The organism is Ruminococcus sp. RTP21198st1_G1_RTP21198_201120 (genome assembly GCF_040924265.1).
Taxonomy (GTDB): domain Bacteria; phylum Bacillota; class Clostridia; order Oscillospirales; family Ruminococcaceae; genus Hominimerdicola; species Hominimerdicola aceti.
Map to the genome: position 1 here is coordinate 18848 of NZ_JBCOMH010000022.1, position 22989 is coordinate 41836.

The 22989-nt window shown below is 40.6% G+C and carries 25 protein-coding genes; 7 read left to right on the plus strand and 18 right to left on the minus strand.

What is annotated here, in order from left to right; genetic code table 11:
• Positions 1-45: 45 nt before the first annotated feature.
• The 3 genes from AB5627_RS12820 to AB5627_RS12830 form a co-directional block, all read right to left on the minus strand.
• Positions 46-1308 carry an NPXTG-anchored protein gene (locus AB5627_RS12820; protein ID WP_368369880.1) on the minus strand — a complete coding sequence of 421 codons (1263 nt, stop codon included), beginning with the start codon at positions 1306-1308 and terminating at the stop codon, positions 46-48.
• A gap of 238 nt (positions 1309-1546) precedes the next feature.
• Positions 1547-2194, minus strand: coding sequence for an epoxyqueuosine reductase QueH (locus AB5627_RS12825; RefSeq protein WP_368369881.1), 648 nt, complete (start codon positions 2192-2194; stop codon positions 1547-1549).
• Between the two features lie 150 nt (positions 2195-2344).
• Positions 2345-2749 carry a hypothetical protein gene (locus AB5627_RS12830; RefSeq protein WP_022287070.1) on the minus strand — a complete coding sequence of 135 codons (405 nt, stop codon included), beginning with the start codon at positions 2747-2749 and terminating at the stop codon, positions 2345-2347.
• Positions 2750-2940: 191 nt separating this feature from the next.
• Between AB5627_RS12830 and AB5627_RS12835 the strand changes: the two genes are divergently transcribed.
• The 6 genes from AB5627_RS12835 (at position 2941) to ispF (ending at position 7119) form a co-directional block, all read left to right on the plus strand.
• Positions 2941-3165 carry a DUF3343 domain-containing protein gene (locus tag AB5627_RS12835; RefSeq protein WP_265290928.1) on the plus strand — a complete coding sequence of 75 codons (225 nt, stop codon included), beginning with the start codon at positions 2941-2943 and terminating at the stop codon, positions 3163-3165.
• A complete protein-coding gene (locus AB5627_RS12840; protein ID WP_265290929.1) occupies positions 3162-4316 on the plus strand; it encodes an aminotransferase class V-fold PLP-dependent enzyme in 1155 nt (384 codons plus the stop codon). Before AB5627_RS12835 ends, AB5627_RS12840 begins: the two co-directional genes overlap by 4 nt.
• Positions 4317-4437: 121 nt before the next feature.
• Complete coding sequence (locus AB5627_RS12845) at positions 4438-4851, plus strand: EamA family transporter (protein WP_022287073.1); 414 nt, start codon at positions 4438-4440, stop codon at positions 4849-4851.
• Between the two features lie 10 nt (positions 4852-4861).
• Positions 4862-5449 carry a GNAT family N-acetyltransferase gene (locus AB5627_RS12850; protein ID WP_022287074.1) on the plus strand — a complete coding sequence of 196 codons (588 nt, stop codon included), beginning with the start codon at positions 4862-4864 and terminating at the stop codon, positions 5447-5449.
• Positions 5450-5501: 52 nt separating this feature from the next.
• Positions 5502-6614, plus strand: coding sequence for a prephenate dehydratase domain-containing protein (locus tag AB5627_RS12855; protein WP_333635159.1), 1113 nt, complete (start codon positions 5502-5504; stop codon positions 6612-6614).
• A gap of 31 nt (positions 6615-6645) precedes the next feature.
• Complete coding sequence (gene ispF / locus AB5627_RS12860; protein ID WP_022287076.1) at positions 6646-7119, plus strand: 2-C-methyl-D-erythritol 2,4-cyclodiphosphate synthase; 474 nt, start codon at positions 6646-6648, stop codon at positions 7117-7119.
• 50 nt (positions 7120-7169) lie between these two features.
• Here ispF and AB5627_RS12865 read toward each other — a convergent pair whose 3' ends face one another.
• Positions 7170-9410 carry an N-acetylmuramoyl-L-alanine amidase family protein gene (locus tag AB5627_RS12865; protein ID WP_022287077.1) on the minus strand — a complete coding sequence of 747 codons (2241 nt, stop codon included), beginning with the start codon at positions 9408-9410 and terminating at the stop codon, positions 7170-7172.
• Positions 9411-9842: 432 nt separating this feature from the next.
• Here AB5627_RS12865 and AB5627_RS12870 point away from each other — a divergent pair, with 432 nt between their 5' ends.
• Complete coding sequence (locus tag AB5627_RS12870) at positions 9843-10055, plus strand: hypothetical protein (protein WP_022287078.1); 213 nt, start codon at positions 9843-9845, stop codon at positions 10053-10055.
• A gap of 51 nt (positions 10056-10106) precedes the next feature.
• Here the strand turns inward: AB5627_RS12870 and AB5627_RS12875 are convergent, their stop codons facing one another.
• From AB5627_RS12875 to AB5627_RS12940, 14 genes are all read right to left on the minus strand, one after another.
• Positions 10107-11345, minus strand: coding sequence for an ISL3 family transposase (locus tag AB5627_RS12875; protein ID WP_325213457.1), 1239 nt, complete (start codon positions 11343-11345; stop codon positions 10107-10109).
• A gap of 141 nt (positions 11346-11486) precedes the next feature.
• Complete coding sequence (locus tag AB5627_RS12880) at positions 11487-12341, minus strand: ATP-binding cassette domain-containing protein (protein WP_368369882.1); 855 nt, start codon at positions 12339-12341, stop codon at positions 11487-11489.
• A 14-nt stretch (positions 12342-12355) separates the two neighbouring features.
• A complete protein-coding gene (locus tag AB5627_RS12885) occupies positions 12356-13450 on the minus strand; it encodes a hypothetical protein (RefSeq protein WP_368369883.1) in 1095 nt (364 codons plus the stop codon).
• A complete protein-coding gene (locus AB5627_RS12890; RefSeq protein ID WP_368369884.1) occupies positions 13450-14649 on the minus strand; it encodes a hypothetical protein in 1200 nt (399 codons plus the stop codon). Before AB5627_RS12890 ends, AB5627_RS12885 begins: the two co-directional genes overlap by 1 nt.
• 26 nt (positions 14650-14675) lie before the next feature.
• A complete protein-coding gene (locus AB5627_RS12895; protein WP_368369885.1) occupies positions 14676-15878 on the minus strand; it encodes a hypothetical protein in 1203 nt (400 codons plus the stop codon).
• 19 nt (positions 15879-15897) lie between these two features.
• Positions 15898-16332, minus strand: a complete 435-nt coding sequence (locus tag AB5627_RS12900; RefSeq protein WP_368369886.1) for a hypothetical protein — start codon at positions 16330-16332, stop codon at positions 15898-15900.
• A gap of 291 nt (positions 16333-16623) precedes the next feature.
• Positions 16624-16887, minus strand: coding sequence for a hypothetical protein (locus AB5627_RS12905; RefSeq protein WP_368369887.1), 264 nt, complete (start codon positions 16885-16887; stop codon positions 16624-16626).
• A gap of 105 nt (positions 16888-16992) precedes the next feature.
• Positions 16993-17670 carry a DUF4367 domain-containing protein gene (locus AB5627_RS12910; RefSeq protein ID WP_195249729.1) on the minus strand — a complete coding sequence of 226 codons (678 nt, stop codon included), beginning with the start codon at positions 17668-17670 and terminating at the stop codon, positions 16993-16995.
• 1 nt (position 17671) lies between these two features.
• Positions 17672-18184 (minus strand): RNA polymerase sigma factor, encoded by a 513-nt coding sequence (locus AB5627_RS12915; protein ID WP_117865872.1) that lies wholly within the window; start codon positions 18182-18184, stop codon positions 17672-17674.
• Positions 18185-18358: 174 nt separating this feature from the next.
• A complete protein-coding gene (locus AB5627_RS12920; protein WP_368369888.1) occupies positions 18359-19291 on the minus strand; it encodes a DDE-type integrase/transposase/recombinase in 933 nt (310 codons plus the stop codon).
• Positions 19292-19453: 162 nt separating this feature from the next.
• Positions 19454-20245 (minus strand): zonular occludens toxin domain-containing protein, encoded by a 792-nt coding sequence (locus AB5627_RS12925; RefSeq protein WP_022288009.1) that lies wholly within the window; start codon positions 20243-20245, stop codon positions 19454-19456.
• Positions 20246-20439: 194 nt separating this feature from the next.
• A complete protein-coding gene (locus AB5627_RS12930; protein ID WP_022288010.1) occupies positions 20440-20640 on the minus strand; it encodes a hypothetical protein in 201 nt (66 codons plus the stop codon).
• Positions 20641-20899: 259 nt separating this feature from the next.
• Positions 20900-22651, minus strand: coding sequence for a hypothetical protein (locus AB5627_RS12935; RefSeq protein ID WP_265290730.1), 1752 nt, complete (start codon positions 22649-22651; stop codon positions 20900-20902).
• 73 nt (positions 22652-22724) lie between these two features.
• On the minus strand, positions 22725-22907 hold the full coding sequence (locus AB5627_RS12940; RefSeq protein WP_118164627.1) for a hypothetical protein: 183 nt from the start codon (positions 22905-22907) through the stop codon (positions 22725-22727).
• Positions 22908-22989 lie beyond the last annotated feature (82 nt).

Below are 22989 nucleotides of genomic sequence, written 5' to 3' on the forward strand. Positions count from 1 at the left end.
GACAGGTCTTTAATTATTCTAAGTAAGAATTATCTGAATTACAGATTACTTTCTCTTCTTAGTAGCAACTACAGCAGCACCAGCAAGTGCAACACCTACAGCAGCAAGAGCAGCAGCACCTGTGCTTGGGTTTGTATTAGATGCGTTGTTAGCAGCCTTAGAAGATGTAGCAGCAGAGTTAGTCTTAGAATCTACAGAATCTGTGCGAACATCATTTGAATCGTCAGAATCTGTTGAATCTGTAGGATCAGCTGTTGACTCAGAAGGATCTGTTGGCTCAGCCTCACTCTTGTTAAGAACTACAACTTTCTTAACAGCCATCTTAACAGCAGGATCTTCGCCGTCTGTACCAGCGAGGTCTGTAGCAATGTCAAAGAACATATTATTTGCGTCCATTTCAAGAGCTGAAGGGAACTTAACGATAAATGTGTATGTGCCGTCAGCGTTTACTGTAACAGCAGGGTTGTTATCAGAAGCTTCCCAATAACCAATACCGTTCTCAATACCATTTGTGAAGCATGGATAAGCTGTGAAAGCGTCAGTTACATTTGAGATATCAACTGTAACAGCAATAGCGTCAGCACCTGCAAATACGCTCCAATCATCAACAAGGTTGAAATCAGCCTTGTGTGCATCGTCACACCATGGGTGCTTGATGTTGATTCTTACCTTACCGCCGTCAGATGTAGCCAGACCTTCACCGTTAAGTGTAACCTCTGTCTGCTTCTTGTATTCGCTGAGGTCAACAGAGTTTCCGCCCTGTTCCTTGTCAGACTCTACAACAAGGAGAGGATTGCCGTCCTTGTCAAGAAGTGTGAAAGCATTGAATGTGAAGTCCTCTGTAGTCCAGTTCTGAAGCCATACCTGAGCAAATGTATCTGTATCAGCAAATACAGGATCTGTTCCCTTCAGAACAAAATCATAAGAACCATCAGCAGCCTTAACGCCTGTTACGTCCTTAGCACCCTCCTGGAATGACCACTCTTTTGAAGCCCAACCAGTTGACTCAGAGTTGTAACCAAGTCCACCGCCTATCCAGTCTCCAGCCTCGATCTTTGCAGCTGAGTCTGCACCAACTGTTACATTAACATCAATACCGCAAACATCTGAAAGCTTAACGTTTGTTCCTGTAAGAACACCTGTCTTTGTAACAACACCGTCATCGTCCTTCTCATCAATGAGAGAAACAGTACCTCCAGTGAGGTCTGCCTTAACAGTAGCTGTTTCATCAGCAAATGCTGCGAGTGACATCATTGATGCAGCAAGAGCAGCAGCTGACATACCAGCGAGAATCTTAGAGATTTTCATTTGTTTTTCCTCCATCTTTGTTAATAATTTTTAGATACATATTGAGCGATATCTCCTCAACATACATCTTGCCTATATTATAACACACATTTACAAGTATTTCAACAAACGTTTTTCACAAATTAACCACATATCTTTAGCCATTTTTCACAAATTTGCATATTATTTTTGCTATATATAGCCAAATATGTTATCATAATATGTACAAGCATTCTATGCAATGTTAATATTTTTATATTTATTCAGATTTTGTTGTAATCGTATCCAGCCTTTCACGCTCTCTTTTTGAGAAGATACAGCCGCAGTAATCCTGCCTGTAAAGCCCGTATTCTGCTGAAAGCTGAACGGAACGCTTGTAGCCCTCACGCTTCTTGAAATCCGCAGGAAGTGCCTTTACATCATATATCTCCCCAAGCTCCTCCGATATCTCGTTGAGCTTCTGAGCATTCTTGTATGGTGAAATAGACAGCGTTGTGGTAAAATAATCCATACCAAGTTCCTTAGCAAGCTGAGCCGTCCGTTCAAGCCTGAGCCTGTAACATCGAAAGCATCTCTCCCCACCCTCAGGGATATCCTCAAAGCCCTTAACAGCCTGAAAAAACTCACCCTCGTCATACCCACGCTCCACGAACGCAACAGGATTTTTCATAGGCATTTGTGCAATAAGCCTTTGAAGCTCCGCCACACGCTTATCGTATTCCTCACGGGGATAAATGTTCGGATTGTAGTAAAAAACAGTTATCTTAAAATACTGCGACAGATATTCAAGCACATAAGAAGAACACGGCGCACAACAGCTATGCAAAAGCAAAGTCGGCACTTCGCCCTTTTCCTCGTGTTTTTTTATAATGCCATCCAGCATTTTCTGATAATTTACCTTCTGCATTCCTGCCGCTCCCTTTTCGCAAAAAAATCGTACCTGACACACTTCCGTAGAGGCTGGCGTACTCGACAGCCCATTCCCATTGTCCTTGCACCCCTACAGTATCATTCTATATTATATAGTATAGCACATTTCCGCAAATTCCGCAACAGGTCAGATCTTCACCTTAAACTTATTTGCACAGTTAGGGCATTTCACAGTATGTTCACCCTTTACCTTTGGAAGCCTTAACGTCTTTTTGCATACACCGCACTTTATATAAACATGGGTCTTTCTGTCAGCGAACTTTCTCTTCCAGAATGAAAATTTCCTGCCAATTCCCCCGAAAGCCCTCTCAAACTTCATGTTCTCCTCGTATCGCTTCTGGCAGTTTCTCGACATCGCCCTCACTACCGCCAGCACCAGCACAGCGTATACCATAAGCTGTAAAATAAGCGACCTTACAAACAAATTCGCCGCACTAAGCACCACAGCCACTCCGCAAATGCCGTAAAAAAGCTTGTCTATACCATATCTGCCCTGAAAAAATCTCGCTACCTTATACATAAATCCGTTCATAGCTTTTACCTCTTTTCTTTTTTTATATTATAAATAGTACACCCGAAATTTAAACTGACTATTAACTTTTATCAAATTTCACCTACCTTTCACAAAACTTTCAGCGTTCACCCTCAAACAGTGAACGGCATATACTGAAGTGTATTCGTAAAAGCGTATACGGACAAGTACAGCATAAAGGAGCAACAAAAATGAAAAAGAGTCTTATAGCCATGACTTCCATAACCTATGCAATGAAAGCAAAAAACTTGCTGAACAGTTTAAAATACTACTGCGAAATACAGCGCACCCCGAAAGATCTTGGCACAGGCTGCGGCTACTCCATAGCCGTCACCGCACCCTCAGAAGAAATAACAGCCATACTTGAAAAAGAGCGCATACCATTCAGAAACGTGATATTCGAGCAAAAGAGGTGAGAAAAATAAACACCCGAAGCATAATAAACTTTGATAACTCAGCCACCACCTACCCCAAGCCCCCTGCCGTAGCAAAAGCCGTCGCTCAGGCAGTAGAACGCTATGGCGGCAACCCGGGCAGAAGCGGTCACAAGCTTTCCATGCGAGTGTCTGAAAAGATATTCACCGTCAGACAGCAGGCGGCAGAAATGTTTGGAGCACAGACCGAGAACGTGGCTTTCACCGCCAACTGTACCCATGCCCTTAACATGGCGATAAAAGGTGTCATGCAGTACGGTGGTCATATGATAATCTCAGACCACGAGCATAACGCAGTAGCAAGACCCATCTATGCCCTTTCAAAAACAAGAGGCGTGAAATATTCTATTGCCCGAACAGGGAAAACAGACAGCGAAACAGCAGAAAACTTCCGCCGCCTTATAACCCCCGAAACTAAGTGTATCTGCTGTACAGTGGCTTCAAACGTCACAGGCAGGCTCATGCCATACCGTGAATTAGCCGCCCTCTGCAAAGCCCACGGCATATGCTTTATAGCCGACGGCGCACAAGCCTGCGGGCTTTTGGAGCTTTCTCTCTCAGACGGCTTCAACTTTCTCTGCACCGCAGGTCACAAAGCCCTCTACGGACCAACAGGCACAGGGCTTCTTATCTCAGACGGCGAGTATTCTCTGTCTACCATAATCGAGGGTGGCACAGGTGCGACCTCCGCACTCCTTGAACAGACCCCTTTCCTCCCCGAAAAGCTTGAAAGCGGCACAATCAACACAGTGGGCATAATCGGTCTTGGCGAGGGACTAACGTTCGTCCGCCAAAAGACCCCTGCCGTAATAAAAGCCCACGAAGAAAAACTCTGCAGACAGCTCTACGAACAGCTTTCAGACATAGACAAAATAAAGTTCTATGAAGCAGACCAAAAGAAAGTCCCCATACTCTCATTTAACATCGGCGATATCCCTTCCGCTGAGATCGCCTCCTATCTCAGCGAAAAAGGCTTCGCCCTCCGTGGAGGACTTCAGTGCGCCGCCGTCACCCATACCACCCTCGGCACAATAGAGCAAGGCACAGTGCGTTTCTCACCCTCTGCATTCAGTACCCCTCAGCAGGTAACAGCACTTTCACGAACAATAAAAATATTTGCCGCAAATAACTAAGCATAAGTGGCAGGTCTGATGTAAAATATCACGTCCTGCCGCTCATTCTATTGCAAAAAGCACCTTTAGGTGCTATAATAAAGCATGAGCAAACAATTTTTTCACGAAAGAAAGTGGTATTATGTGGTTCGTGTTTGCGCTTCTCTCCGCTGTTTTCGCAGCGCTCACCTCTGTCCTTGCAAAGGTCGGCATTGAAGGAGTAAACTCAAATCTTGCCACCGCTCTGCGTACCTGCGTTGTGCTTGCTATGGCATGGCTCATGGTGTTCATCACCCACACACAAAGCGGCATAGGCTCTATAGGCAGAAAAAGCTGGGTATTTCTTATCCTTTCAGGACTTGCAACAGGTGCTTCGTGGCTATGCTATTATAAGGCTATCCAAATGGGCAGCGTTTCAAAGGTCGCCCCCATAGACAAGCTCAGCGTTGTCATCACCCTTATCCTTGCAGTGTTATTTCTCCATGAAGACTTCACAGTAAGATCAGCCATAGGTGCGGTGCTTATCACTGCAGGCACAGTATTAATGGTACTATAAGGAGAACGCCATGATAATAAGAACCGTTACCGAGAAGGACGCTCACGAGCTTCTTGAAATATACCGTCCCTACGTTGAAGACACCGCCATAACATTCGAGTATGACGTCCCCTCAGTGGAGGAGTTTTCCGACCGTATCCGCCGCATATCCGCAAATTATCCCTACATAGCCGCAGTAGAAAACGGCAAAATAGCAGGCTACGCCTATGCAGGCGTTTTCAAAAACAGAGCCGCCTATGATTGGTCGGTTGAAGTCACAGTTTATGTAAAAAAAGGGCTTCACCACAAAGGCATAGGTGCAAAACTCTACTCCGCCCTTGAAAAGCTCCTTGCGGCACAGCATATAACAAACCTCTATGCCTGCGTCGCCTATCCCGAAAAAGAAGACGAGTATCTCACCTTTGACAGCGTAAAGTTCCATGAAAAAATGGGCTATGCCATAGTGGGTACGTTCCATAGATGTGCCTTTAAGTTCAACAAGTGCTATCATATGGTTTGGCTCGAAAAAATACTCACCCAGACCGATACCACCCCTCTGCCCGTTATCCCGTTTTCCAAACTCGATAAAGCCTTAATTAACAAAATAGTTCTTGAATAAAGGCAGAAAATATGGTAAAATAATATCATTCTGTCTGTTAAGGAGCGTAAAAATGGATCTTCAGGAATTAAGGAATGAAATAAACGATATAGACAGCCAGCTGCAGGAGCTTTTCAATAAGCGTATGCAGATAAGCTTCAAGGTGGCTGAGTATAAGATAGCAAACAATATGCCTGTTTTTCAGAGCAAGCGTGAAAACGAGATACTTGACCATGTAACAGAAAGCTCACCAAAGGGTTTGGAAAGTGCGTCAAGAGTGTTCTTCCAAAACATCATGGATATTTCAAAGTGCCGTCAGTACCAGGAGTTTTTTGCAGACTCAGATAAGATAGAGTACAAAAAGTTGGACTTGACAGGTCATAAAAAAGTCGCTGTACCGGGTACCACAGGCTCATATTCACATATAGCCTGCAAGCAGATATTCAGCGACTTTGAGCCAATGTTCTTTGAAGATTTTGAGGACGTTTTTTCATCAGTTGAAAACGGCTCAGCGGATTTCGGCATACTTCCCATAGCAAATTCCACCGCAGGCTCAGTTGGTCAGACCTACGAGCTTATGAAAAAGCATGACTTCAAGATATGCGCAGCAACTAAGGTAAAGATCTCCCACTGCCTTGCCGTAAAAAAAGGCACACGCTTTGAGGATATCAAAATAGTCTATTCCCACGAGCAGGCACTCAGCCAGTGTTCTGAGTTTCTTTCTCAGAACGGGCTTAAAAGCCATAAATACGCAAATACTGCCCTTGCGGCGTGCTACATAAAAGAAAGCAATGAACCGTATGCCGCTATCTGCTCAGAAGCCTGCGCACAGCAGAACGATCTTGAGATACTCAGGCATAATATAGCCAACGCCGCCGAGAATTACACAAAATTTATTCTCATTTCAAAGGAGACTCTCTGCTCGGAAAATGCTGACATCGTGTCAGTGTCCTTGGCATTGCCACATACCTCATCTGCACTTTACAGACTTCTCACCAAATTCTCCGTGGCAGGCCTTAACCTTTCCATGATAGAGAGCCGCCCTATCGCAAACACCGATTTTGACGTTGTTTTCTATCTCGATTTTGAGGGAGCAATAACCTCTCCGGGCGTGGCAAAGCTCATGAGCGAGCTTAATTCAGAGCTTTCATATTTCAAATTTTTAGGCAACTACGAGGAAATATAACAGTACGATTTTTAGGACAGGAGGAACAAAAATGCGTATAGGACACGGCTATGACGTCCACAGACTGACCGAGGGCAGAAAGCTCATTCTCGGCGGCGTGGATATACCATATGAAAAAGGACTTTTAGGACATTCCGATGCAGACGTCCTTGCCCACGCCATAATGGATTCCATACTTGGTGCATTGGCACTGGGAGATATCGGTAAGCTTTTCCCTGATAACGACCCCGACTATGAGGGTGCAGACAGTATGAAGCTCATGGAAAAAGTCATAAGCGTTATGACCGAAAAAGGCTGGAAAATAGGCAATATAGACTCCACCATCTGCGCACAGAAGCCGAAGCTTGCCACCTATATCACCTCCATGCGGGAGCGTATAGCAGAAGCCTGCGGCTGCGATATTTCACAAATATCAGTTAAAGCCACCACCGAAGAAAAACTAGGCTTCACAGGCGAGGAACTAGGCATATCCGCCACAGCGGTCTGCCTGATTGAAAAAATTTGATACAAAACCAAAAGGACTGCTGTCTTAAACCACAGCAGTCCTTTTTATTGCTATTTTGCCTTATGCGCAACTCCGTCATTGTCAATGTTATATCCGTCAACAGTAGTGTTTATGAGCATCATGCCATAATCATTGAAATAATATCGCTTTCCGCCTATCTTCTTCCAACCTGTCACAACAGTGCCGTTCTTGTTGTTGTAAAACTTCTGTCCACGCCAGCTTACCCAGCCGGACTTTAGATATCCGTCCTCACCGAAGTTGTAATACTTGTCGTCAATGTACACAGGACCTCTCAACGCAACACCATTCTGCAGGAAATATTTCTTTCCTGCAATAGTCGTCCATTCATTCTGCAAAACATGATCGCTGTCAAAATAAAACTCCGTTCCGTCTATTTCTCTCCAGCCTGAAACTGCCTTGCCATCGCCGTCAAAATAATAGGTCTTGTCACCGGCTGTTACCCACTTGTCTTTCTGAGCACCGTTCTTGTCAATGTAGTAAAGCCCTGAATCATCACTGAACAGCCCCTTTGAAAGCTTGCCGTCATTGTCAAAATGATACAGCTTGTCTTCAATAGTGTGCCAACCTGTAAGTGCAGCCTCGTCCTCACCAATGTAGTAAATTTTTCCCTTTGAAGTAACAAACTCCGACTTAGCCCAAGAGCCGTCCTCTTTCTTGAACTTCCATTCAGCGTCTATCTTAACGATCCCGTCTGCAAGCACGCCCTCGTTTGAGAAGGTGTATTTCTTGTCCCCGTCCTCCTCAAATTCGCCAACAGCCGCCGCACCTGTCAGACCAAAATAATATCTCTTTCCGTCAATGGTCTTCCAGCCCGTAGCCTTCTTGCCGGTTTCCTCATCAAAATAGAAGTAATAGCCGTTTATTTTATGAAATCCAGTGCAAAGAGTGTGATCAGAGTAGAAATAATACTGATAGAACACCGCCCCGCCGAACTTTTCATAAACCTTTCTGTCATAAGCATTGAATGTCTTTTCGCCGAACTTGTCTGCAAGCTCCTCAAGCTTTTGGGTCTCTTTTTCGTCAGGCTTCTCGTCCTTTTTGTAATCGTCCTTCTCAAACTTCACAAGCTTTGAAACATTGGATTTGAACTCTTTTATTTTCTTTTTCTCATCATCAGTGTACTGATCCGTATTCGTCCAACCTGTTGCCGCCACATGGGTCGTTTTGTCAAAATAGTAAGTATCTTCGTCAATATCCTCCCAGCCGTCAGCCACAACACCGCCTCTGCCGAAGTAATAAACATTTCCGCCTATCTCGTTCCAGCCGGAGAGGAGGCGATTTTTCTTATCAAAGTAATAATACTTGTCCTTGATCTTGGTAAAGCCCTTGCCTGCCGAGCCGTCGCCCTTGAAATAATACTTCTCAGGCGGTTCTTCATACCAGCCCTTAGTCATTTTACCGTCATCAGCAAAATGATATCTGTTCTTGTCAATTGTTATCCAGCCCTTGACCATTTCACAGCTATCATTGAAATAATAGCTCTCACCGTCTATCTCCGCAAAGCCCTGAGCGCAAGCCCCTGTAGCTTCATCAGAATAATAATACTTCTTTTCAAGCTCCATCCAGCCCTTGTGAACAGCACCGCTCTCAGAAAAATAATACTTTTTTCCGTCAATGTCCTGCCAACCTGTGGCCATGTGACCGTCGTCATCATCAAAATAGTATATCTTGCCCTCTATCTCAACAAAGCCCTTGGCCATCTCACCGCTCTTGAGAAAATAATACTGAACATTGTTTATCTTTGCCCAGCCTGTCACACGCTTGCCACTCTCGTCATAGTAATAACCGCCGTCGCTGTCAAAACCCGTGTCAGGGAAGCCGTGATCGTCAAAGTAGTATTCACCGCCGTTTATCTCGCAAAGGCCCGTCCTGAAAATGCCAGACTCCTCAGAGAAATAGTATTCCTCTCCCTTTATTTTCATTTTTCCACGCTGAACAACGCCGTCCTTGACATAGTAAGTGTCCCCACGATACTTGTGCCAGCCGTCAGCCATAGCGTTGCCATTGTCGTCAAAAAGATAGCAGGTGTTGTCTATTATCTGATAGCCAAGCGCCTTTTTTCCCGTCTCCTTGACAATATAATAAGTCGAGCCGTCATGGGTGTGCCAGCCCGAAGCATAATAAGCGCCGTAGTATAAATATCCCCCAAAGCCTGCTCCCATAACGATAGTGCAAGCTGCAGCCGCAGCGATCATTTTTTTCTTATCGCTTTTCAGCACCTCATTATATCTGTTGCAAAAATCATTGCCCTCATTGCTGTTTATACTCATAAAGATCCTTCCTGAATTTACACAGTTCTAGTTAGTACAATTATATCACAACAAAATAATAATTTCAATACCGCCGCCCCAATTTTCACACCCCTCACACATAAAAAGCTGCACAGTCCAAATAACTGTACAGCTCATAAAACAAATACCCAAGATAAAAGGGCTGTCGAGGACTCCAGCCCCTACAATTTCTAATGACCGCAATTTATCTGTAGTGGCAAGCAACGTTCGCCCGTCCACCCCCACAACATCTCAGCTATACCACGACCCCCACGCCCAAAGCTTTCTCGCCCTCTCCCTTTGTCTATTCTGACAGATAAATTACTCATTTCTTACATCGGCTATTTCAACTTCCGTGTTGATAAATGTAAACTTTTTTAGAAAATATGATATAATATAGTATAGCAATAAATAAAAAAAGGGGTGTAAAACTTGATCGATCTTGATGATTTTTGGTATATAGTCAGGTCGCAACATTATACCAAAAGAGAAATGGAAATAATATATGGCAATTTGGAATACGTTCCGCCAAAGCAAATAGATAAACTTTGGGATAAGGCTGTAGACAAATGGGGCGATTGGCAAGCTGCACAGCATATAGCTAAGAAATATGATGATGACGGATATCTTCGCAAGAAGGAATAGCATAAACAAAAATAAGCTGCTACAGAAAAAATCTGTGGCAGCTTATTCTATTTAGAATAGTCCTAATTTTAACCTATCAATATCGGCTCCTGATATCTGTTTGTACGAATTCATAAGATTTTGGATCATATTTAATGACGAGCGGGTCGAATGACCAGTTACATAGTGTACTGTCGGAGAAAATTTATTATAAGAAAAAATGGCTTTGGTTTTATAGGCTTGACCATACAGAACCTTTCCTCTTAGAATTTCAAACGAATAACCTTTCCCGTCTCGTGCGATTGCTTTTATACATCCATTTATAGCTTCAGTAACGCCATTTGTGTACGGGTGATCAAAATAATTAAATATTTCCAGGCTCCATCGATTTACCGTTTCAGTTATTGAAATGTAAGGACTAAAGTTCTGTTTGACCTTTCTGGACCATTTTGTATACTTTAGAACAGCCGCTCTCCTGTTGGTACATTCGTAGATCTCTCTGAATTCTTCTTTAAGATCATATGCCATTTTTAGTTCCGGATACTTTGAATAGATGTATCCAAGTTTTTTGTTTTGGTTTGCAGTTAAGTCTTTTCTATTTGTATTTAAGGCTTTCTGTACTGAATTTATCTCCTTCTTTTCAGCAGCAGGTAGTTGTTTGCAAAGTGTTTTTTTATAGTCGCTTAGTACGTCATTAATTAGCTTGACCACATGAAATTTGTCGATAACTATTGCCGCATCCGGTAAGCATTCATACACCGCCTCACGATAGGGCCTATACATATCCATTGTAACTATTTTAATATTGTTACTGTCAGGCAATGAGTCGAGATAATTTATTACAGTTTGTTTGTCTCTCTTTGGAAGCATTTCAAAAAGCAAGTGCTCGTTTATGTCCGTCAAAACACACCTAATCGAGCCATTCAAATGTGCTTCATCTATACCTAATACTTCAGGTGAATACATAATATGCTGAGAATCTTTCTCTCGAATATATGCCAAAGCTATTTTCTCTATCGTAGTAACAGATAACTTATATTCTCTTGCAATATGCTTAAATGGTTTTGTTAATGATAATTGCTGGATCTTACATCTAAGTCTGTTTGTCATTTTTGAGCAAAGATCTAGCGTATTGAATCTATCAACAAAAATACTTCCACAGTCTTTACACAAATGTTTGTGACCTCTTATCTTAAGAGCTGTATAATGTTCATTATTTAGTGCATATCTTTGTTTCAATTTTAGGCGAAACAACAAAAAGATAATCACACTCATCTGCATTTTCACGCAGTTCAAGTATATCAAATTCATCAAGACAAAGCATATTTTGGTTGTGGTTTATAAGCACATTCTATCCTTTCATTACAATTTTTTCGTAGAGGACAAAGCCTAATTGCTGAATTTAAAATGCAACACTCGTTCAGAGTAGACATCATTATTTGCATTATCTCCTCACCCAAACAATCCTCCGTCGATCTGTCCGCAGAAATAAAGATCATTCATAGTCGGCTCGCTTATAACAGCGTTTGGAGTGGGCTTTGTCTTTGATATGGTCTTTGACTTAGTGTCCTCATAATAAATGTTCTCGATAGGCAGCAAACCAATATCCTCTTTGGGAATATCCCACACCATACCCCTTATATGCTCAAAAAGCGCCTCTGGGCTGTCATTAGCGATAACAGAGCCTTTGTTAAGTATGATCAGGTCGTCCGTTATGGTGTCAATATCAGAAACGATATGGGTGGAAATTATTATAATGCTGTCCTTTTTAAGTCGCACCATTATCCTCTTGAATTGCTCACGTTCGAATGGGTCAAGACCAGCAGAAGGCTCGTCAAAAATCAGTATCTCGGGGGAGTTAAGGATAGTCTGTGCAATGGCAAGGCGCTGTTTCATTCCGCCAGAAAATGACTTTATCTTGTCATCAAGATTTTCAGACAGATTCACAAGCCCCAGCACACGTCTTATCTCGTCCTCAATAAGCGGCTCAGGCATTCCTTTTAACAGAGCCGAAAATCTGAGAAATTCATGGGCGGTGTAGCTTGGATAAAATGGCTGATACTGAAACTGAAAGCTCAGCTTTTCACGATATTTCTCGCCCATTTCAAAAACGTCCTGCCCGTCAAGGTTCACGCTGCCACCCGACTTTTTTATCACGCCCGATATGCAGTTCATTATGGTGGTCTTGCCTGCGCCGTTTGGTCCAAGCAAAGCGTTTATGCCCGTATGAAATTCGCAGGTTATGCCCTTGAGCACCTGCTTTTTGCCGTATCTTTTGGATAAGTTTTCTACTCCTAAAGCGCTCATATCATCACCACTCCTTATCGGTCAAAGCTTTTTTCATAATATCCGCTGTATCTCCATGCAGTCAGTCCGCTCAAAATCGCTGCAAGATATATAAATACAGCTACCGCTTCCGAACAATCAAAAGCCCTCATATAGTCAAGGTTGTTAAGCTGCCCATTTACGCTTGTGACAGCCGCAAACATATAAGGCGAAAGTGCTCCCACATAATGTGCGGCGGCGGACATGACCGCTATCAGCCCAGAGGTCAGCATAACATATTTTTTCACAGAGCGCACTTGCTTTGCCACAAGCACGAAAATGCCGTAGGTTATAAAAAGCGACATAAGCCTTGTGACATATAGCCATATTATTGTGCCTCTAACAGTTAGCATTAAAGGCGCAAGGTCAAATTGCCACACGCTTTGTAAAGATGAGGTGCTGTATTCGCTCTGCTGTAAAGTTCCGCTTAAAATAAGGTCGGCGAAAAAGCTTAGCGTGAACATTATAAATATCGCCGCCGATAAAATTATCTCCCGTGACTTGAAAAACGCCGCCGAATTTTTTGATATCTTTATCTGCCGATCCATTCTCTTTTCATAACTATCTGCAACAAAAACGCCCACAAGCAGAAGCACAAATATAGGCATGATATCTACCGCCTGCAATTCAAGAAACTTCAAAAACGGCTCGTCATTTATCACCTGCGGTGTTGGAAAGGCGGCGTAAAGTCGGCTGTTTTTCACAAGGTCAGAGGGAATATTAGCGTCTGTTAGACCTCTTCCCGTGCGTGCATAGCTTCTGATGCTTTCGACCATAAAACAACTGCGAAGCTCTGTTTTATATTTGTTCACGGCGGCTGTAATGTTATTATTATAACCGCTTGCGTAACTTCTCATCTCATATTCCGTTATGTATTCGTCACACTGTTCAAGGGTCTTATCTGCGGAATTTTCTATAAGTTCATTGTATATCTCCGCCGTTTCTTTGTTCATATAGGTAAGATTATTTGAAGAAACAAAGCTCCGATACACTGTGAATTTTGCGGAAGCTGAAAAAATTATCACTATGACAAAAAGCAGCCAGAATTTCTTTATGAGCCGTGAAGTCTGATAACTATACATACTTTTCATTATCCCACCTGCCTTTCAGCAAGGAGATATGTCCCTGCGACAAAAAATGCGGTCATGATGAATATGATAGCAAAATAAACAACGTATTCTCGTGCAGGTATTCCCCAGAAATTCATATAACCTGTGTCATTGAGCATATTGGTGTAATTGCCTGTTAAAATGTCAACGGCAGGATTGGAAAGACTTGTGGTTTTCAGATATAATGGTACAAATATTGGCACAAGACAGACAGCTCCTGCAAGTATGGTCTTTCTGCAAAGCATTGAAAGAAACATAACAATACTTGCGGTGAAAAGCGCATAAACAAGTTTTGCGGCAAATACTGCAACTAGATATCCGCCAAAGCTCATATTCGCCGAACTTAGTTCAAAACCGCTCAGATATTGCAATGGCATATCAAGTTTAAAGCCGTTTGTATCGTAAATAAAAAGAGTTATAATATCCACAGTGTAAATTATCAAAACAAGAATTATTACAGCAACAAAGCCGGTACAAAGCTTGAAAAGTGAGAATTTCCTCACGCCCGTTTTGGTTATTCCAAAGCTTTTTATCCTGCCGCTTTGTATCTCTGATGAAAATATGCTGAAAAGAAGCAAATAAACGCCGAACGGTATCAAAATTTCCGATGACATATAGTTTTCAAAGCCGTCAGCGGCTCTGGTGTCAATGATCTTATCAGATTTTTCAAGCGCTGTTATAACGGAATCATAGTCTTCTATAAGCTTGTTTGACAGCTTTAGAGAATACTCATCAGTAACGCCACGCCTTGCATTTCGGCTGTAACCTCGCACACGCTCGGAAATGAGCTTCAAAGCATTTTGCTGGGAATATAGCTCTCCCTCAATAAGAGAAAACATACTGTCAAGTCCTGCGCCTGCTTGTGAATTTTTCTGAGAGAAATCTATTATCTTTTCCTCAAGTTCCACAGGCAATTCAGCCTGCTTTACACCGCCTGTGTTGTGGTTATTCTGATAGTCGTTTATCTCGTTGTTAAGAGCGTTTTGCTCATCAGCAAGCTTTTGAGCGTCTTGGCTTACAGTTTCCGAGCCGCCTTTAAGATAGGTCATGTATTTTTCGCCATAAGCATAAGAAGGTCTGAGTACAGATATCAAAAAGGCCCAGGAAAGCAAAGCCAGCAATAAGCTTATCAAAGCTGACTTCGCCATATCTTTTCTTATCATAAATCTGAGAAGTTTCAAATCGTCACACCTCAAATATCAAGCTCTTACATTTCTGACTGTATCTCTGCATATGTATCATAATCCCATTCGCCGTTTGAAATAAACTTGTGCAGTTTAAAATCTTTATCCACAAGATAAGCGGCTGTATCAGCGTCGGGATTATAGGTCGAAAGAAGGAAATAATCCTCACAGTTATTGAATATTGTCATATAGTCGATATACTCATAGCCGTAAAAATACTTTTCATTGAGCTTAGCATCATCAATTATCTTCTGCGGTTTATTATCGTTATCAAGATAATAAAGCACATACTGATACATTTTGCCATTATCATTTGGCTCACGAACAAGCACTATCATAGTGTTATTGAAATACTGAAAATATCTTACAAAAGATTTGTCTTTAAAAGTGCAAACTGTGTCACTTTTTTCATTATCCTCATTATACCTATACAGCTTGTTTTTGCCATTAGAGTAATACACATCTCCGTCGGCCGGATAATACATATACGGCGTATTTTCGCTTATCTGAGAGCCAACATCAATGCCTGTATCCTTGACGTTCTGAGGGTCTGAAAGTGGAGCTATAAATAGGCGGACTGTATCCGTCTTTGGGCAAAGCCTTGTAAAATAAAGCTTGCCGTCGCTTATGTAATAGGTATTGGCTTTTGTTATCTCGCTTTTGTCAGAGATTTTGATATCATATTTATACAGTGCATAGCCTGTGCTGAATCCGTTCTCGTCGGTCTCGCTCTTTTTGTATTTGCCCTCAACAAAATAGATATCTCCGTCTTTGTCCATAGACATACAGCCTAATATGCTGTCCTTTGGTGCAGAATACACTTCCGTGACTTCACCGCTGTTGTAATCCACTGTGACAATGCTGTAATCTTCTTTTTGCGTAGCAGAATTATACACTGACCTTACAGCGTATATAACGCCGTCATATATGGTATAGCAGGACAGGTTTGAATACTCTTGAAGCTTGACTTTTATCATTGCAAGGCTGTCGGATTCGATATCATATTCTGCAATGCCGTCATAGGTTTTGTAATACACAAAATTGTTTGCAAATGCAGTAGAAGAAGCTTCAGGACACAAAAGGTTTGTGGGAGAAGCAGAAAGTTCTTGTTGACCCTTTTCAGAAGAAACCGCCTTATCGGATTTTGTGCCAAGAGAAATGAAAAGTGTAACTGCAACTGCGGCAATTATAACTGCGGCTGTTGCGATAATAATTTTAGTTTTCATAATTCACACTCAAGTTCTATTATTGACTATCAACGGAAAGCGTTGTGCTGTAATTTCCGTGTATATTATTTTCATAGATATGCACGGTTTTTACAGTTTTGGACGTTTTGCATCCTGATAACTGAAATTTATGTTCTACTTTTCCGCTAAGTGTAGATGATGAGCCGCAACCATTCCCACCAACAGAAACACTTGCATAAATATAGCCTGCGTATGCACAATTAGGATTGTACACATTATTGTTATTGCTGGATGTTCTTGACCAAGCTTGACCAGCTACAGTTGAATTAGCTCTTGAACCTGTAACATAGCAGGAGATGTATGCGTTTGATCCGGAGCCACCTGTTGCCCTTCCATACTTTGCGGCTGAGTACGCACTAGCCCCAATAGCCATAGAACTCATCATCATAACAGCAGCACACATAGCTGCGATCCTTTTTACGATCTTTTTCATATTAAACGTCCTTTCTTATTATAACATCCAAATATTTGAATGTCAATGTTTTGTTTTTTGATTTTGGATTATATAAATTTTATTACTGCATTGGAATCACCTGTCCTTTCTGTGCACAGCCTATTATTTTAGCAGGACACTGTTTTGCTGTAAATAGTTATGGTCTCATAGGCAGAGCCATTATAGACCTTAGCAACTGTCTTTACACGATAAGTACCGCTGCTTAAAGACTCTTTGGAATTTGAATAAATCGCATACCAACTGTTGAATGTTTTTGTCCAACTACTGTATTTATTCCATGAAGATCCATTTTTTCTTCTTAAGTGTTTGAGTTATAACGATTTTAGTAGTTGTACCTGAAATACCACGTACAGTGGATTTACAAGTTGCAGTCTTGTTGGAGATTGACAATGTACCTGATATTTTATCTGTGTATAAATAACAAACAGAAATGTCATCGTCAGAAGGCGTTTGCAGTTTGGATTCGGCAAAAGCTGTAAGTGACAGGCATAGCATAATAACAACCGATATAATTGTAGATATCACTTTTTTCATATATGTAAGTTCCTCCTTTCACAAAAAATAGGTGCAAGAGATTTATTTTCTCCTACACCTACTATGATAATGAAAATTGTTTGTTTGTGATATGTTTTTATTAATTTACTTTATTTTTGTGGATTCACACAATTCCAACACAGATCGTTTGTCTAAGTTGCTGCATATTTCAAAAATATATTTACCATTGTCCCATATAAATGTATGATCATGATCTGTATTATGAACTAGATACTCTTGTCCGTTTTCATCTTTATATGATTCAAATGTTGACTGTTCATTATCATAATTACTAAGATATGCATCTTTTGTGTATTGTTCAAAAAAGATATAATCATCATCCTTGAAGTATGTTATTATAATTGAATTTTCCATTTTATCATAGTCGACTTGTTTAAATCCATTTGGAAGTGAAGATATATGATATTCCTCGTCAATCGAATGCGGATATGAATTCTCAATTTCACTGTCTGCTATAATCTCCGTATGGTCTGAAAAAATATTCATAAAGAAATCACAAACTGCCTCTCTCACAGCTTTTACGCTAAGCGAAGAAAATGATAGGATCAACAATGCTGCAACACAACAAGCAACACGTCTGCCGGTCGTGCATATCAGAGTAAAATAGGGCTTTTCTCTGTGTTTTATAAGTTTGTTTATTTTTTTATTGTACTTTTCCGAAAATTCATATCGTTTGTCTACTTCAAGAGTTTCAACATAATCATCCAATCTGGCATCTACGACTTCATCGAGAGCTTTTGAAAAATATGAAAAATTATTCATGTTATAAATCACCCTTTTCAAGTAATATCTTCAATCTGTTTTTGGCATACTGCAGACGTTTTCTTGCTGTGGCAGATGTAATGCCAAGCGTTTTTGAGATTTCAGAATATTCAAGTCCACACGAAAACTTTAAATAAAGAATCTCTTGATCGTCAACTTTCAGTTTCTTTATGCAACCTTTCAAAAATTCAAATTCGTAACATGACATATTTTCATTTACAAAATAAGAATCATCATCGTAGGAAACCGTCATTAAATTTTCTTTTTCCTTTTTAGATATATTCTTTGCCATGTTCCTACTAGTTATGACAATGTAATAATCCAATTTGTGATATTCTAAATGTTTAATTTTTTGAAAACATTTAGCCAACGATAAAAAAGTGTCAGAAGTTGATTCCTCAGCAAGTTGTTCATTTTTTAATATATTCAAGGATATTGCATGAACTTTATTTTTGTATTTATTATACAGCTTTTCAAAAGCCTTTTTATCTTTTTCATCATCGATCAATGCCATACACACGCCAAGCATTTCATCACATCCTATATACTTTATAATGTATCAAGTATAACATTATTTATGTATAAATTCAAGGGGGATGTTTTGTAGAAGTAAAATCTTGTTGATTGTGAAATGTTTGTTAACATCAACACGGAAGTTGAAATAGCCCTTACATCACATGTAGGTTTGTCAATCATATTGGACACTATTAATAAGAAATTCGATAGGCGAAAACCATTTGAGGGGACGCATAGGACGATTGTTTGTTCGACTTAAACGTGCAGCTAGCTGCACGTTTAAGTCGTCGCAGGAATAAAACCTATGGCACGAATAGAATTTGTTGTGATCTTCTCGGTGACTGCGCTCTACTTTGCCATTGTGCCTAGGCGTATATGGACGAATGAGTTTGTGTTCAATGCCAAGTTGTGAGAGCGTATTCTCAAACAGCGTTTTCTTGTCTCTTTTGCTTGGCGAAAAGCGGTTAGTAAATTCAAATCCATTGTCGGTCTGAATACATTTCACCGTTATTCCTCTGCGTTTGTACCATTTCACCAGCCTTTTTACAAAGTCTGCTGAAGAATAGGTGCTTTGCTCCTCATATCCGTATAAAAATCTTATCCTGGTATACTCATCGATCGCCGTGTATTGGTACAGCTTCATCTCTGGGTCAGCTATACACTTTCTCGGAACTACCTTTACGTCCACCTGAACACGTTCTCCGGGGTATGTCATCTGCTCGTATGGCTTTGGTTTATACGTCGCTTTCTTCGGCTTTTTCGGAAGCATTCCTAGTTTTTTTATAACCCTGTAAAGACTTTCAAGACAGCGTGTATACCCTTGTTTCCTGAGACGATGCCATAGTTCGGGAAGCTCAAGTGTCGGGTTCCGTTTGTGATACCTTTTGATAAGATCTATTTCTTCCTTGGTATGCTCATTGGGATGATGATGCGGTCGGCGTGATTTAACTGCGAGGGACTCCACACTTCCGTCCCAGCGTTTCAGCCAGAAATATATATATGAACGTGATTTATTGTATTTTCTGCTCGCTCGGCTCACTCCATATTTCTTTGCGTAATTCATTAAGGATTGACGAAACTTCATATCTTGTGTTATACTATTCATGAGAGATAGGCTTCCTTTCTGATTTGTATTTGTGTGGTAACTTTATTTTATCAGATTTTTGCCTATCTCTCTTTTCTTTTTTCTTAATTTTGTCCAATATCTATTGTAGCACTACAATAGAACACCGCTGAGAGCCTAAAGGCAACCTCAGCGGTGTTTTTTTTACCATTTGCTTTGCTTACGCATACGCTTATTCTGTTTGCGGTCAAGGGGTATATTATTGCTTTCGCTATCACGATTACGCAATATTTCTTCATCAGATATGTAATCTTTGTTGAGCATATTCGTTACAAGTTCCGAAGTATCGTAAAGATTGCGGTACTGGTTACGTTGCAAATGTGTGACCGTGGACGAACACACAGGCGTATATGAATGATTTTCGGAGTACATTTCATACTCCTCTATATCGTACTTATAGCCTGTCATAAGCCGTGTAAAAGGGTGTCTGAAATGTGTTCGGCAGGCGGTAACATCAGCGGTTATATCACGTATCTGCTTGTCTAAGAGGTTAAACCGCTGAACTGTGGCAAGTATCATCATACGGCGCTTTCTGCATTGACACAAATGCTGATAAAGGTTTTTCGGAACACTGTTGCGACCGCCCGAAAAATCTCGGCTGTTGAAGATTGTTCCTATCTCGTCTATCAAGACTAAAGTATTTTTCGGGGCGTTTAAAATATCCTGCGGAGAGTTTAGGGGATAAATCTTTGTATATTCGGGAAAGCCCGAAAGCTTGATATTTGTGACGATATGGAGTTGCGGATACTTACAGCACAGTTTGTACGCCTCAGTCACCATAAGAGAGGTTTTTCCTGCTCCAAACTTGCCAACATACAAATGTATTCCCCAACCTTGAAAAAGCTGTTTCCAGTTGAAGTAAAGGGCTGTAGCCTTATCGTAGGCTACATAAGCCGTGAGGGCAGGCAGACGGACGAAATAATCAAAAATAACCATATTATCACCACTTTCTCGGATTGAAAAATCTTATCATAGCGTTATACAACATCTTCCATAGCAGATAAAGCATTATGCAGGCAAATATAAATTCAATACATAACACGCCAAACTGTTTCCAAGTTGTTATAATGTCTATTGCGGACAAATCACAGCCTAAAAGTTTAAGAAGTTGGTAACAGGAATTTTGAACATCATACAACATTATTATCACCGCCCTTTTCAAGTTCCTGTTGGTCTACATACCGCTCAATAAGCTTTTGGCGAGGCAGGCTCATTTGTGTATCAAGCTTAAACCGCTTGATGTCAGAAATAAACACAACCACACCGCAGAGGGCAGAGAATATAAGGACAACACAAAGTATTATCACAAAAAATTTGAGTATAACTAACATATCAATATCCTTTCTTGTTGTAATGCCATAGAATAAGCATTATTATGAAACATAAAAATAAATATACTGAGAGATCTAACATATTAATCACCAAAAAGGTACTGTAAGAGGGCAATAGAGCAGGAAATGACAAAAAGTCCAAATATAACAGAACCTATTGTAAAATTATAAGAGCCAAGTTGGAGACGAAAAGCGAATATCTTGTAAAGATGTTCGTATATAACGTGCATAAGTTCAAAGAAATCCATACAAACACCCCTTACTTTACTACCCATTTAACTAAACAAATTGCTAACATGATAGTAAAAAATGCAATAAGTATGGTTATAAATATAGGGGGTAAGATGCCAATACTAGCCGTCATAAACTTAAAGAAATCGGACGAGCCGTCAAAGATAGAAGATATATCAGTTAAATTGAAATTAAATGTACCATACTGTTCATCATATTTCTTATTATTTATATAATCGTCAAAATCTTCTTTTGTGTCAAAGTCTGTGCCGTTTTCAAGTCCGTCATAGTCAGTAATCTTACTAGGTGGAAAAGGATCATCAAGCATATCTGAAATAGGCTTATCCGTAGGGTATTCAACGCCGTTTATCTCTAATGGTTTATAATCGGGATAATCTTTGAATGAAAAGCCGTCAGAAATAACGGTGTAAAAATCGTAACCATTACCGCCATACAAACCATTTATCTTGCTTGCTACGGCGTTGTCGGGTAGCTCTTTGTAAAAGGTCTTAAACTCTGCATTATTGGCGTAAAAGTCCTTTGCGTAACCCTCGGCACCTGTTTCATACAGATATCGTTTACCAACAACCACGATATACAAGATATCCTGTTCACCGAGTTTGTCAGCACCTTTGATATTTTCAAGATTAATCGTATGCGTGTTAGTCATATTAGCACCATTGGCAATAGGCAGACCGAAAAGCGGTGTAACACCATTGCAGAAAGCCGAATTTGCAACGCCGTCAGCATTTTCAGAGGTCATTTCACCAACGTTACTTGAAGATGTATCAGTGGAAGAACTGTCTGGTGTACTAACAGTATCGTACTTTGAATCTGTTGTTGTATTAGATTTTGTTTTTCCGTAAGCTGTTGTAAGTACGTATTTCGACTTATCAAGAAAAGTATAAATCGCTCCGTCCATAGCTTTTTTAGTGCCGAAAATATTCGGGTCATACGGCGTTATGAACAATACATACTGATATGTATATTGCGTTGCTTTCGAGTCCTTATCAAGAGCCTTTTGCATAGCCTGCTTGTATTCGTCAGTAAGCTTGACAGTAACATCAATATTGTTGTTTGTTATAGATTCGCCGTCATTTTTTGCACCTGGAGCGGACAAAGTTCCCAAACGTGACATACCTGTTGTGAGTTTTCGGGAATACTGAACGGAAAAGGGAACAATAGGAGCGTTGGGGTCGGGGAGAGATGGCGTTATTTCATTTTCTAAATCACTCCAATCATATAGTTTACAGTGTATATATACTTTGGCGGTTTCAATAGCACCGCCATCAACACCAAAATGATATGAAATACCTGCGTCACGATATGATGAATCGGGAGAATCAATACGAAATCTATCAGCACTAGAACGATAAAGTTGCTTACCGCTAGAATCAAAATCAATGTAATAACGATAGGAGCCAAATGAATTAGCATCCGTATTTGACATAAACCTAAATTGATTATCGGGGAAATAATAGCCTACCACTGAATCATCGGGAAAGCATAAAAAAGAAATATTTTGATTTCCATTGGAATATTTAGAATAAATCAATATATAATTCTTAGGTAATTCGGTATGGGATTCTTTATAATATGACATAACATTTGAACTAAATGGAACACCAAAACCAGAAGAAACGGTTTCCCATTTTACATTAGAAAGAGTATTTTTTGATTCAGTATCATCAGCAAACGCAGGAACAGCAGACAATACACAGCATATCATACACAGCATAGCGGACAAAACAGCGGTGAACCGCCGTAGTTTAGTTTTCATTTTGTTTTCTCCTCTCGATAAAAATAGAGGACGGAGCAGACGCTCCGCCCCCAAGCGGTTGTACACGAAAAAATTAAGCTTTACCCTTTGTAAGCTTTCTTACAACACCGATACCAACGCCGAGAAGTGAAGCACCGACAAATGCCATTACAAGCGGATTGCCTGTCATTGTTGTCCAAACCTGACTTACAACTGATGTAATTGTGCTGATACCGCTTGTAATTGCGACATCATCAGCAAGAAGTGAAGCACCCATTGAAGATTTCTCCTTTCATTGATTAAAGTATATCAATACCTACAACAACAGCCTTATCCTGTCCGCCGTAAGTTCTGATTTC

Coding starts and splice junctions, on each gene's coding strand:
- AB5627_RS12820 (WP_368369880.1), bottom strand. CDS start 1,308: ATGAAAATCTCTAAGATTCTCGCTGGTATGTCAGCTGCTGCTCTTGCT.
- AB5627_RS12910 (WP_195249729.1), bottom strand. CDS start 17,670: ATGAATAATTTTTCATATTTTTCAAAAGCTCTCGATGAAGTCGTAGAT.
- AB5627_RS12905 (WP_368369887.1), bottom strand. CDS start 16,887: ATGAAAAAAGTGATATCTACAATTATATCGGTTGTTATTATGCTATGC.
- AB5627_RS12835 (WP_265290928.1), top strand. CDS start 2,941: ATGAAAAAGAGTCTTATAGCCATGACTTCCATAACCTATGCAATGAAA.
- AB5627_RS12920 (WP_368369888.1), bottom strand. CDS start 19,291: ATGAATAGTATAACACAAGATATGAAGTTTCGTCAATCCTTAATGAAT.
- AB5627_RS12880 (WP_368369882.1), bottom strand. CDS start 12,341: ATGAGCGCTTTAGGAGTAGAAAACTTATCCAAAAGATACGGCAAAAAG.
- AB5627_RS12895 (WP_368369885.1), bottom strand. CDS start 15,878: ATGAAAACTAAAATTATTATCGCAACAGCCGCAGTTATAATTGCCGCA.
- AB5627_RS12830 (WP_022287070.1), bottom strand. CDS start 2,749: ATGAACGGATTTATGTATAAGGTAGCGAGATTTTTTCAGGGCAGATAT.
- AB5627_RS12845 (WP_022287073.1), top strand. CDS start 4,438: ATGTGGTTCGTGTTTGCGCTTCTCTCCGCTGTTTTCGCAGCGCTCACC.
- AB5627_RS12885 (WP_368369883.1), bottom strand. CDS start 13,450: ATGAAAAGTATGTATAGTTATCAGACTTCACGGCTCATAAAGAAATTC.
- AB5627_RS12825 (WP_368369881.1), bottom strand. CDS start 2,194: ATGCAGAAGGTAAATTATCAGAAAATGCTGGATGGCATTATAAAAAAA.
- AB5627_RS12940 (WP_118164627.1), bottom strand. CDS start 22,907: ATGGGTGCTTCACTTCTTGCTGATGATGTCGCAATTACAAGCGGTATC.
- AB5627_RS12930 (WP_022288010.1), bottom strand. CDS start 20,640: ATGTTAGTTATACTCAAATTTTTTGTGATAATACTTTGTGTTGTCCTT.
- AB5627_RS12855 (WP_333635159.1), top strand. CDS start 5,502: ATGGATCTTCAGGAATTAAGGAATGAAATAAACGATATAGACAGCCAG.
- ispF (WP_022287076.1), top strand. CDS start 6,646: ATGCGTATAGGACACGGCTATGACGTCCACAGACTGACCGAGGGCAGA.
- AB5627_RS12925 (WP_022288009.1), bottom strand. CDS start 20,245: ATGGTTATTTTTGATTATTTCGTCCGTCTGCCTGCCCTCACGGCTTAT.
- AB5627_RS12900 (WP_368369886.1), bottom strand. CDS start 16,332: ATGAAAAAGATCGTAAAAAGGATCGCAGCTATGTGTGCTGCTGTTATG.
- AB5627_RS12935 (WP_265290730.1), bottom strand. CDS start 22,651: ATGAAAACTAAACTACGGCGGTTCACCGCTGTTTTGTCCGCTATGCTG.
- AB5627_RS12915 (WP_117865872.1), bottom strand. CDS start 18,184: ATGGCATTGATCGATGATGAAAAAGATAAAAAGGCTTTTGAAAAGCTG.
- AB5627_RS12875 (WP_325213457.1), bottom strand. CDS start 11,345: ATGAATTTGATATACTTGAACTGCGTGAAAATGCAGATGAGTGTGATT.
- AB5627_RS12850 (WP_022287074.1), top strand. CDS start 4,862: ATGATAATAAGAACCGTTACCGAGAAGGACGCTCACGAGCTTCTTGAA.
- AB5627_RS12865 (WP_022287077.1), bottom strand. CDS start 9,410: ATGAGTATAAACAGCAATGAGGGCAATGATTTTTGCAACAGATATAAT.